A 13,023-nucleotide genomic window follows, 5' to 3' on the forward strand; every position below is an offset into this window, starting at 1 on the left:
TTTTGGTTGTGAAACACTGGCAGGTCTGATGGCACAAAAAAAGTGGCCGGTCCGGTCCTGTCTTTACAATACAGCTGATAAATCAACCAGGCTTTTCTTCCGGGATACCTGTTCCGCAGAAAAATGCCTTTCCCACGTTAGAAAATTAAATTTCCATGTTAAGCGTCAAATTGACATTTAAAATCTTTATTGCTATTTTTCCACTACTGATAATTTCACGGGAAGTCTGTGGGCAACAGCCACCTCTTTCCCTTTGGTACAGATCTCCCGCAAAAGAATGGATCGAAGCATTGCCGGTGGGCAACGGAACATTGGGCGCCATGGTATTTGGCGGCATCGAAAATGATCGCTTACAGCTGAATGATATTACCGTTTGGTCCGGTGATCCGCAACCGGCGGCCGACAGAAAAGACGCCTACAAATTCCTGGATACCATCCGCACCGCTATACGGCAGCAACGATATAAGGAAGCCCAGGAGCTTACCGCCCGTTACATGACGTCGTCTGCTCCTTATTACTCCTCTTATCAAACCTTGGGCGATATCTTTCTGCATTTTAAAAATGCGGCACAACCCGCCGGTTCATACAAGCGATGGCTTGATATCGGACAGGCAATTTCCGGGGTAAGCTACCAGCAACCCGGAACCAGGTACACACGGGAAACATTTTCCAGTGCGCCGGACAGCGTAATAGTACATCACATAACCGCCAATGGAAAAACACCTGTAGAAGTCAGCATTCTTCTTAACCGGAAAGAAAGGTCGCAAACCAGGTTTGAAGCGCCCAACAAACTGATCATGACAGGCAATACCGGTGCTACACTGGACTTTGAAGTACAACTGGCGGTTATTACAGATGGCATTATCAACGGCAGCAACGATAGTATTACCGTCACGAAAGCCAGCGAGCTTACCATTTATGTAACAGGTGGAACGTCTTACATCCTGGATTATAATAAAGGCTTTAAAGGAGAACATCCGCACCGGAAAGTAACCCGGCAACTGCAACATGCCATCAGTAAGGGATATGGCCGGTTAAAAGCAGACCACGTAGCTGATTACCGTCGCTTCTTCAACAGGGTGCAGATCAACCTGGGCGCTGCTGCAGACTCCCTCCCCACTGATGAGCGACTCAAAAATTACGGCGATGGGAAAAAAGATCCCGGTTTTGCCGCTATGTTCTACCAGTATGGGCGATACCTGCTGATATCTTCCAGTCGCCCTGGGAACCCGCTGCCATCTAATTCACAAGGCCTCTGGGGCGACGGGTTCAATTTACCATGGAAATGTGATTACAAGTCCAATATCAATTACCAGATGAACTATTGGCCTGCAGAACCTACTCACCTCGAAGAACTGCATGATCCTATGATCCGGCTCACTACTGCACTGGTAGCTCCCGGCACCAAAACCGCCAGGGCATACTTCGGACCCGATACGCCTGGCTGGTACTATGGTTACACCACCAACGGATGGGGATGGACAAGCCCGGGAGCGGCGCTGCCATGGGGGGTATTCGCCGGCGGCAGTGGCTGGGCATGTCAGCACTTATGGGAGCACTATGCTTTCGGCAGAGATATTAACTACCTGAGAAAAGTTTACCCGGTAATGAAAGGCGCCGCCGAATTCTACCTGGCCACGATGATTACAGACGAAGAAGGACACTGGGTTACCTCCCCTTCCACATCTCCGGAAAATAATTTTATTACAGACAACCAACAAAAAGGAAATGTTACGGAAGGCGCCACTATGGAAAAAGCCATTATTTGGGATTTGTTCGACAACGTGGCCATGGCTTGCCGTATCCTCCATACTGATGAAGCCTTCAGGCAAAAGCTAATCACAGCCAGGGATAATATCAGCCCTTTGAAAATAGGAAAAGAAGGCCAACTGGAGGAATGGAATAAAGATTGGGATCTCAATACCAACGACCCTCACCACCGTCACGTGTCACATCTTTTTCCGCTCCATCCCGGTCACCAGGTAACGGCCTTCAAAACACCTGAACTTACTGCCGCGGCTAAACGAACCCTGGAATTAAGAGGGGATGACGGTACCGGATGGTCTATTGCATGGAAGGAAAACTTCTGGGCCAGGCTGCGTGATGGGAATCATGCCCACCACCTGCTATCTTACCAGCTCAGGCCTACCACCCAATTGCAAACAGTGATGGCCGATGCCGGGGGTACTTATCCCAACCTTTTTGATGCTCATCCTCCTTTTCAGATCGATGGCAATTTCGGCGCAGTCAGCGGCATCACAGAAATGCTCCTGCAAAGCCATGAAACCTACCTCACCAACAATGGTACGTACGGCTATGTATTGGACATCCTGCCTGCCCTGCCTGCGGCATGGCCCAACGGCACAGTAAAAGGACTACGTGCAAGAGGAGGCTTTGAGGTGGACATCAGCTGGAACAATGGCAGGTTAACAGATTTTAGCATCAGGTCCGCCAATGGAGAACCCTGTAAAATTCGTACGCCCGTTCCTGTGATAATACCGGGTAGCAACGCGAAAGCCACGGCTTCCGGAAGCTGCTATCTCTATGAATTACAAACGCTAAAAGGTAAAAGCTATAAGATAAAACGCCTGGAAAAAGTACTGTGAGTCCCGGAGTCCCGGATTCCCTGATCTCAAATTGCACCGCTTATCAGCCAATTCCTGTGTTGTATGACGTCATTTTTTAAAAAAACAGCCTGCTTTGTAACAGCTTCCCTGCTGCTGTTCTGGTATACCTGCTTTGCAGACCACCCGGTAAGAACCTACCTGGGGATTGACCAGGGATTGTCGAACAATTTTGTGAGATGTATCTACCAGGACAAAAAAGGGTTTATGTGGTTCGGTACTTACGACGGGCTAAACCGTTATGACGGATATGAATTCCGCATCTTTAGAAATAGTTTCAAAAACAACCATACACTCATTAATAACTGGATCAATACGATCAGTGAAGATACGAAAGGAGACTTATGGATAGGCACCAGGCAGGGAGCCTGTATTTACAACAGCCTGTCTAATAATTTCTCTTATCTCTATTATTATAATGCGGAGAAAAAAGCGGAACAACTGAATGCGGTTGTCAGGAAAATTGAACCAGACCTACAGGGCAATATGTTTGTTGCCACCACCGGCAAAGGGTTGTTACGCTATTCCAAAAACGAAAACATAACTTATACCATACCACTGGAAGATGATCCCGGTTTCCAGTACAATGTTACTGCCATCAAAGCAGACAAGCATAAAAACGTCTGGCTCTTTATCTCCGGTAAAGGTTTATACGTTTATGAGTATAAGACCCAAACAGCCAAACTTGTAAATGCAGCTATCAAGTCCGCCGATTGCATGGAAGCCACAAATGACTATTTATGGATAGGATCAAATGACGGCTTATTCCGGTATAACATTACGGCTAATACCTTCGACAAAGTTTATAATGTCGCCAATAAAAAATTAACCTACAACGCTGTTGCCGGGATCACAGCCAACAATAACCACGAATTGTGGATTGCAACAAATGGAGGCGGTGTAGTGATCTTAAATACAGTAACCGATGGAGTACAATTTTTATCCGGTACAACGGCGCCTGGTGCTTTATCCAGCAATGCTGTTTTCTCCATCTGGATCGACAAACAATTCCGAAAATGGATTGGCACTTTAAGAGGAGGCATTAATGTGATTGACCCCAATAAAGAACGCTTTCAAAATATTACTTCCAGTGTTACTGCCGCCAATACACTTATCAGCAACTATATTTTATCCTTCCACGAAGCGCCTGACGATAATATATGGATCGGAACAGATGGCAGTGGCCTGAGTATCTGGAACAGGAAATTAAACTCGTTCACCAGTTACTGCCACGAAAATGGAAATCCTTATTCTCTAAGCGACAATTTTGTTACCGATATTCACACCGATGCTGAAAAGAACACCTGGATAACGACTTACCGGGGCGGAGTGAATCGTTTTAACAACGGAAAGTTTGAACACTATAAGTGTATTGACCCTCTGAACGATACGCTCACATTATGCCCGGTTGGCCCGAACCTGCTGGAAGATGGAGCAGGAAACTGCTGGTTAAGCACACAGCAATATGGGTTGTTTAAACTAAACCGGCAGAAAAAAGCATTTGAATTATTTGATCACAGGTTGAAAGATTTGTATTCGTTGAAGGAAGACAGCAAGCATGTGTTTTGGGGAGGGGGTATCAATCACCTGTTTCAAATTGATAGAGCCGGCAAAAATCATATTTCCTACTTCATTGGTAAACCCGTCAACGTTATCATGGAAGACCGCTCAGGTAATTTCTGGATGGGTACAGAAGGAGGAGGATTAATTTTGTTTGATAGGAAACAGGGAAAGATGCTTGCCCGTTACACCACAGATGAGGGGCTTTGCAGCAATTCCATTTTAACGATCCTTGAAGATGCAGCAGGTAACCTGTGGATGAGTACCTTCAATGGTATTGCCAAATTCAACCCCCGGGATAAAACATTCAAAAACTACTACCAGGGAGATGGGCTGCAAAGTAACCAGTTTAATTATCATGCCGCATTGAAATTGCGGTCTGGTGAAATGATGTTTGGCGGTATAAAGGGCTTTTCCTTATTTCGCCCGGAAAACATTGTTAGTATCAATGATCATCCGGACCTCTTTCTAACAGGCGTAAAAGTAGCCAATACTTCGCTGGAAGAAGACACCTCGCTTGAAACCGAAAGCAACTCCAATCGTATTGTGCGTATTAAAATCCCTTACAATAAAGCACTGCTTTCATTTGAGTTCGCAGCGCTGGAATACTCTGCCGCCGATAAAATTCAATATGCCTATTACATGCAGGGATCAGACAAAAACTGGATCTACTGCGGCCATACGCGGAAAGTAGTTTACAGTCACCTTTCCGAGGGTACCTATACCTTCAGGGTTAAAAATACCAATGCTGAAGGACAGTGGAATAAAGAAGAGGTAAAAATTGAAATCACGATCCAGCCTCCCTGGTACAGAAGCTGGTGGGCATATTTGATGTATGCCATGGTCGTCGCGGCAATCGTCTATTTCTACCTGCAATACCGTGCAAAGCAAACCCGCCTGCAATATGAAATAAAAATTGCCAGGCTGAATGCAGCAAACGAACGTTTGGAAAAAGAGAAGAGCTTCGCAGAATTGGCGATAGAGAAAACAGAATTGGAAAAGGAAAGAGCAGAAAGAGAACGAGAACATGCCGAACGCGAAAAAGAAAGAATCCTGGATCAGAGCGAAAGGGAAAGCAATGAAAAGAAAATTGCTTTCTTCACCAATATCGCCCATGAATTCAGAACACCGCTGACATTAATCATTAATCCAATTAAGGAGCTATTAGACAAAGCGCATCACGAACAAAAAGAAAAAGAGGAACTGAATATCATTTACCGGAATGCCAGGCGAATGCTCAGCCTTGTGGATCAATTGCTTTTATTCAGGAAGGCAGAAAGTGGCCTGGACAAAATAAATCCATGCCGCGTCAATCTTCATCACCTGGCATATGAAGTGTATCTATGCTTTTTACAACAGGCAAAAGCCCGGCACATTCATTACGTTTTTGATTGCGCTGATACATACCTTGACATTTATGCAGATAAAGAAAAACTGGAGACGATATTATATAATCTTCTTTCCAACGCATTAAAATACACACCAGCGGGTGGTAGCATAAAACTGGTATTGGAAGACCTGGCGGAGCACGTGACCATCAAAGTAACTGACAATGGCGCAGGTATTCCTTCTGATACAGGTGAAAAAATTTTTGATAAATTCTATAAAGCAGAACGTACCAAAACGAATTCCATAGCGGGATTTGGCATTGGCCTCTTCCTGGTAAAACAACTTACCCAGCAACATGGTGGTAGCATTTCCTATGAAAGTGAAGAAGCACAGGGCGCCACTTTTACATTAACGCTTCAAAAAGGGAAATCCCACTATGGCACAGATGTTATTGTTTCTGAAACGGTAGCCACACAGCAATTGTCCGAAGTACTCAAAGTAGTCACTGAAACCGGGGAAAATGACGTAAATGGGGAGCCTTTAGCAGAACTGGTTTCCGAAAAGCAATCCATCCTGGTGATAGATGACGATGAATCCATCCGGCAATATCTTACTCTCCTGCTCAAAGACACTTATAAAATATACCAGGCGGAGAATGGAGAAACTGGTTTATTGATAGCGCAGAAGTATTTGCCCGACCTGGTTATTTCCGACATTCAAATGCAGGAAATGAATGGAATTGAGCTTTGCAGGGAAATTAAAGAAGATGGGCAGTTAAGCCACATCCCGGTTATCTTACTGACCGGCGCTACCTCTGATGAGCTCAAACTACAGGGACTGGAAGGCGGGGCGGATGATTATGTTGTAAAACCTTTCAACAGCAAACTGCTGGTTGCACAAATTGCCAACCTGCTAAAGAACCGTAATACGCTTCAGAAATATTTCTACAGCGAGATCACCCTTAACAAAAATGATTTCAAGGTTTCACCTGAATATAAGGAATTGTTAGACAAATGTATTTCCATCGTTGAAAAGCATTTAAGAGATAAAGAATTTGGTATTCAAACGCTGCTTAGCGAAATAGGCATGAGTCACTCCAGCCTGCTTCGCAAAATAAAGTCTGTCTCCGGCCTGCCGGTAAATACTTTCATCCGGTCCATCCGGCTCCGGAAAGCGGCGGATTTGTTTATCAATACCGACTTTAGTATTAAGGAAACGGCATATACCGTGGGGATGAAGGATATTAAATATTTCCGGGAGCAATTCAATAAACTTTTTGGTATGAACCCGTCTGACTATGTCCGGAAGTACCGTAAAGTTTATGGAAAACAATACACGGTTGACAAGGAATCTATTTATCCTGGCAACTAAATGGATTTAGTCTTTACGGGGATAAACCACACAAAAATATTAAACCGAATTACAATGGCCAGAATGACATGCTTCCTGCTTAACCTGATTAAAAATTATTGTTTTTGGAGTTTCCACCCCCCTATTTGGGAGTTTGTCCCCCTCCTGAATTTGCGGAGAATTTTATTATTAACAGGTAGTTTTACAGGACAGAATTTAAAATCAGTTCTCTTCCCGTTTTGAAACGATTGGTCACTAAATCGATTATCTGATAAGTAGCAGAAAATGCTGGCAGCTGGATAAAATGAAAAAGAAGATCTCCATACACGACATAGCCAAAGAACTTAATCTTTCAGCTACTACTATATCTTTTGTATTGAATGGTAAGGCAGATGAAAAGAAAATCAGCGAACAGGTGCAGCGGAAAGTAGCAGATTATATAAAGCAGGTAGGCTATCAGCCAAACATGATCGCCAAAAGCCTGCGAACCGGCAAAACCAATATCATAGGCATGCTGGTGGAAGATATTTCTGATCCATTCTTTTCCAGCATTTCCAGGGGAATTGAAACAATCGCCTATCATCATAAGTATAAAATATTTTTTGCCAGCACGGAAAATGATACGGAGAAAACCAAAGCATTGATAAAGGTATTCAGGGAAAGACAGGTAGACGGTTATATTATGGCGCCGCCTTCCGGCATTGAAGATGACATAAAGGCGCTGATAGATGATAATGTACCGGTGATTCTTTTCGACCGCTATCTACCTGCGTTGAATACCAGTACTGTAATTATTGATAACTTCTCCGGGGCATACCAGGCCGTAAAACATCTGCTGGAAAATGGGTTTTCAAATATCGCATTCATCACCTTAAAATCAGATCAAACACAAATGCATAGCCGTCTGCAAGGATATCTTACAGCAATGGAAGAAAGTGGACACGAAGCCATTGTACAAAAACTTCCCTGCAAATTAAGTCATTCGCTGGGCGCAGAAATGGTAAAGGAATTCGTTATGCAACATAATAACATTGATGCAATACTGTTTGCCACGAATTACCTGGCAATAAATGGACTAAAAGCCATCCAGGACCTGGGATTAATAATACCTGATAATATCGCGGTAATAGGATTTGATGATAACACACACTTTAATTTATTTTCTCCTTCTATCACAGCAGTAGCACAACCAATAGAAGAAATTGCAGAAGAAGTAGTGCAGCAACTGATCAATGCCCTATCAGATGAAAGGGAAAGCAAAAAACGAAGAACGGTAACGTTGCCGGTTAAGTTAATTATAAGAAATTCTTCTTCCGCCAAAATGAAAAAGAATATTGTTGAACCAGCATTATCCACTATGAAAAAAAGTTAACGGACTAAGTAATCAATCAAAATTTCATTAATAACGATCAGGGGTAAAAAAGCGGTTTTTACTCCTGCAGCAATCTTTTTGTCTTTATAAACTTCCACCATGAAAAAAAATCCAACCGCAGACGTTCTGCTACCTTCCGGTATTTGGAGGCAAGTGTACTATAAGGTTAGCTTGATCTTCCTGACAGCGATGCTGTTGATACATTCTTCTGCCCGGGCACAGGTTGCCGATACCACGAAAGTCCATCCAAAACAGGATGCCGCCACCGGGATATCCAAACCGGCTACGACTGTGCCAATCCTTTATGGAGAGCAGGCTAAAACCAGGTTACTTCAATCGGTAGCTACTGTGTACACCAACCAGTTAATCACTACACCAAGTCCTCAGTTCCTACAGGCTTTACCCGGCCGCCTACCCGGCCTTAATGTCACTTTCGGCAGCGGTGGGCCAGGCCTGGATGGTAATGGGCTGGGCTTCAATATCCGTGGAGCAAGGGCACAAATCATCCTCATTGATGGCATTGAAAGAGGATATCAGTCTATTGATCCCGAACAGATTGAATCTATCACAGTATTAAAAGATGCACTGTCAACCGTGATGTTTGGTCAGCGTTCCTCCTATGGTATCATCTCCGTTAGAACAAAGAAAGGAGATGTTGGTAAACCCCGCATTTCCTTTACTGCTCAATCAGGTTTTGAAACGCCTACCGCGCTTCCGAAACCTTTACCTGCGTGGCAATATGCTACGTTATATAATGAAGCCAGGCAAAACGATGCAGGGAATACACCTGTTCCTCCCCAGTACTCACAGGCGCAAATTGATGCCTGGCAGCAGCATACAGATCCCTATACCTATCCTGATGTAGACTGGTACAATACTGTGTTGAATAAAAACGCCGGTATATCCCGCTATAATCTTAATATACAAGGTAGCGGCAAAGGTTTCCGGTATTTTGTGGACCTGGATAATATGAGAGAAAAGGGAATCATTAAAACCAGTGCTGAAAATAAATACAATACCAACGCCCAACTGAACAGGTATCTTTTGCGTTCAAACGTAGGTGTTGATGTAACACCTACCACTTTTGTACAATTGAACCTCTTCGGTCGCTTTCAACGTTATAACCAACCCGGTGGAGGAGTTTCGGGAATTTTCTCTTCCTTGCTGAATACCCCGCAACTTGCCTACCCTGTTTTCAATCCTGACGGGTCGTTAGGGGGAAGCGACAAATACCCCGGTAACGCTAATATATGGGGCCAGGCCGTTGCCCGTGGATATCAATTCCAGGATGTAAGAGATATTGCGGTTGACCTGGAGGTTACTCAAAAACTGGATGCACTTACAAAAGGGTTTTGGATGCAGGCCAAAGCTTCCAATAACAACACCGCTTACTTTACCACGAAACGGGATAAAAATTTTGAAGTGTATCAATACCTGGATGATACTTATACCAAGTATGGATCAACCACGGAGCAAACAACCGGGGGAGGCGCAAATGAGCGATACAGGATTGTGTACCTGGAAGGATCGCTGGGTTACGACAGAACATTTAAAAAACACGCCATATCCGCATTGGCGGTGGCGAACCAGCAAAGCAGGCTGGCCTTCAATACCACCAACCTGCCGGAGAACTATACCGCCTATTCAGGGAAACTGAACTATGCCTACGATGAAAAATATATCGTGGAAGGCGCTGTCAGCTACGGAGGATACAACTGGCTGGAGCCATCAAAACGCTGGACCACCTACTGGGCTGGCGGACTTGGCTGGAACCTGCATAAGGAACCATTTATCAGCCGCCATCTGCCTTTCATCAGCAACCTGAAGTTAAGAGCCAACTATGGTTTAACCGGCCAGGTAAATGCCGGCTATTTCTCGTACATACAAACCTACTTTAATGCCAATGGCTATTGGTTTGGCTCTGGCTCCTCACTGGAGAAGAGCTCCGGGGAAAATGCCCTTGCCAATACAGGCCTCGCTCCTGAAAAAGCAAAAAAACTTAATGCCGGCATTGATCTTGGCCTCTGGAATAATAAGTTGACAATAACTGCCGACTATTTCTTCAATAAGTTTTATGATCTTGTTGCTCCGCCTACTTTAACCACTGCCATATTGGGCGCGGGATACCCGAATCAGAACTACCAGCGGTTCAACTATTGGGGGGCTGATATTGCTATAAACTGGCAACAGCAAATAAAAGCATTCAACTATTTTGTTACTGGTAACTTCTCACTTGTTCAATCAAAAGTAGTTTATAGTGCAGAATTACCTAAAAATTACGATTACCAGGTTACAACAGGAAAGCCGATAGGAGTGCTCTATGGTTATACCGCTACTGGCCTGTTTAAATCTTATGATGAAATCAATGATCCGGCAACCGCAGTAATGCCCTCCTCTCCCAAGTCGTCCCTGCGGCCCGGCGATATACGATACCTGGATCGCAACGGAGATGGCCAGATTACAGTGGATGACCAGGGACCCATTGGCACTGTAAAGCCTACTATATACTACGGCCTCAATACCGGGTTTAGCTTTAAAGGCATTGACCTCTCCATCCTTATCCAGGGCACATTAAATCGTCAAAGTTATTTCAATGGCGATTTTATGAACGGCTTTGGCAACAGCGGGCAAAATAACGCCTATGAATATAACCTGGGCCGGTTTACTGCAGCAACTGCTGAAACGGCTAAACAACCAAGGTTATGGCTGGGCAACAACACGAATAATACACAGACTTCTTCTTTCTGGCTGAAGGATAACGATTTTGTACGCCTCAAAAACGTAGAGATAGGATATACTTTCCCTGAAAAGTTATCCCGCAAAATCGGGCTTCCTGCTGTGCGACTATTTGCCAATGGATTGAACCTCCTCACCTGGTCGGAAATTTACGACATGAGGAAAGACCTGGATCCTGAGTCCTGGGGCGCTGCTTATCCCATTATGAAGATTTTCAACTTCGGTATCAACATTAAATTTTAACCGATAATGTATTGTTGTATGAAAAAGAATTATGGCTGGATTTATTTTGCTTTCGCTGCAGTCATCTTTATAGCATCCTCCTGTAAAAAAGCATTTGAAGACAAGCCGCTTGAGCTGCTTACTATAGATTACATCTTTGATGAAAATGATCCTACCGGGGATCAGGCATATAAATGGGTAACAAATATATATGGAAAAATCCCTTCCGGGTATAACCGGATGCTGGGCGGTTCCAGCTGGGGACTTAATGGTGGAGTGAAAACCAACCTATCGCTGGTGCCCCTCGAATGTTTTTCTGATGATGCGGTGCCAAGCGCTGATGGGAATGAAGCGTGGAACATCATTCGTGGCGGATACAGTCCTGTTACTACATTTGATGACAACTGGGGGAATTGTTACAGCGCTATAAGAGCTGCGAATATTTTCCTGAATAATTATCAGCGTGTTCCCTGGGCCGATTCATCCCGTAAAGTATGGTTACCTAACGAAGCGCGTGCGCTCAGGGCTTATTTTTATTACGAATTGATAAAAAGATACGGTGGTGTACCACTGATAGGCAATAAGGTTTTCGATTCCGATGATAAAGAATTATTGAATTTAAAGCGCAACAGCTTTGAAGAGTGCGTGAACTACATCGTATCAGAACTTGACATCGCTAAAGATAGCCTGCGTCCTGACGCCTCCCTCGCCGGCAGAACAACCGATGCAGATTTCGGAAAGATGCGCAAAAGCATTGTAATGGCCATTAAGGCGAAGGTATTGCTCCTGGCTGCAAGCCCTTTATTTAACCCTTCTCCCACTCCCGGCAGAACTTATACCGGCTACGCTTCTTACAGTGCAGAAAGATGGAAAGCAGCGGCTGATGCAGCGAAAGCGGTGATGGATCTGGGTATTTACGACCTGGAGCCCAATCGCTATACCCTGATGTTGCAGAGGGCCAACAAGGAACACATTTTTTTCCGGATGAGTGATCCCCGTATTGACAATGCTTATTCCTATTACATGTCGCCCCCCGGGTACAAGCCGGCCAACCGCAATAGTGAAGGACGTGTAAGTCCAACGCAGGAATTTGTTGACGCCTTCCCAATGAAAAACGGGAAAACTATCACTGATCCCTCTTCTGGTTATGACCAGTCGAACCCCTACGCCGGCCGTGATCCCCGCCTGGAACAAACCGTGTTTTATAATGGCGCTAAATGGCTGCAAAGACCGGTAGAAACCTTTGAAGGAGGAAAAGACAAACCGAATAATGCTACCCTTGCTCCTGTACAAACACAAACAGGCTATTATGCCAAAAAGTTTTGTGCCAATGATAGCAGCAGTGCAAACTATACCACCACCTTTTACCGCGATGGCGGCTTCATTCCTCCCTGGTGCATTATCAGGTATGCAGACATCATTTTAATGTATGCCGAGGCACAAAATGAATATTCAGGACCTGATGCATCCGTATATGCGGCGGTTGAAAAAATCCGCCAGCGGGCCGGGCTTTCACCTAATACACTGGCGCCGGGATTATCGCAAACCCAGATGCGGGAAGCTGTTCGTAATGAGCGTCGCATAGAACTGGCATTTGAAGAACAAAGATTTTGGGATATACGCAGATGGAAAATTGCGAAAGCTGTTTATGGAACCGCACTGCATGGCGTTACCATTACCAAAAACACCGATGGTACATTCAACTATGCACCGAGAGTGGTGACCACTCCCTTTTTTACAGATGCCATGTATTTATTTCCTATTGCTGTAAAAGAAACACAGGTAAATCGGGGAATAGAACAAAATCCGGGGTACTAAACTTTTTGTTAC

The 13,023-nt window shown here is 44.5% G+C and carries 5 protein-coding genes; all 5 read left to right on the forward strand.

Annotated features, from left to right (window positions below; all coding sequences use genetic code 11):
* The first annotated feature begins 155 nt into the window (after positions 1–155).
* The 5 genes from J7623_RS14200 to J7623_RS14220 all read left to right on the forward strand — a co-directional run bounded on the left by J7623_RS14200 (position 156) and on the right by J7623_RS14220 (position 13,011).
* Positions 156–2,606 (forward strand): glycoside hydrolase family 95 protein, encoded by a 2,451-nt coding sequence (locus J7623_RS14200; RefSeq protein ID WP_291921054.1) that lies wholly within the window; start codon positions 156–158, stop codon positions 2,604–2,606.
* A gap of 63 nt (positions 2,607–2,669) precedes the next feature.
* A complete protein-coding gene (locus J7623_RS14205) occupies positions 2,670–6,884 on the forward strand; it encodes a two-component regulator propeller domain-containing protein (RefSeq protein WP_291921056.1) in 4,215 nt (1,404 codons plus the stop codon).
* 283 nt (positions 6,885–7,167) lie between these two features.
* Positions 7,168–8,235, forward strand: coding sequence for a LacI family DNA-binding transcriptional regulator (locus tag J7623_RS14210; protein ID WP_291921058.1), 1,068 nt, complete (start codon positions 7,168–7,170; stop codon positions 8,233–8,235).
* A 99-nt stretch (positions 8,236–8,334) separates the two neighbouring features.
* Complete coding sequence (locus tag J7623_RS14215; protein WP_291921060.1) at positions 8,335–11,214, forward strand: SusC/RagA family TonB-linked outer membrane protein; 2,880 nt, start codon at positions 8,335–8,337, stop codon at positions 11,212–11,214.
* Between the two features lie 18 nt (positions 11,215–11,232).
* A complete protein-coding gene (locus J7623_RS14220) occupies positions 11,233–13,011 on the forward strand; it encodes a RagB/SusD family nutrient uptake outer membrane protein (protein ID WP_291921062.1) in 1,779 nt (592 codons plus the stop codon).
* The last annotated feature ends 12 nt before the right edge of the window (positions 13,012–13,023 follow it).

The sequence above is a fragment of the Chitinophaga sp. genome, assembly GCF_017745275.1.
In the GTDB taxonomy this organism is placed as follows: domain Bacteria; phylum Bacteroidota; class Bacteroidia; order Chitinophagales; family Chitinophagaceae; genus Chitinophaga.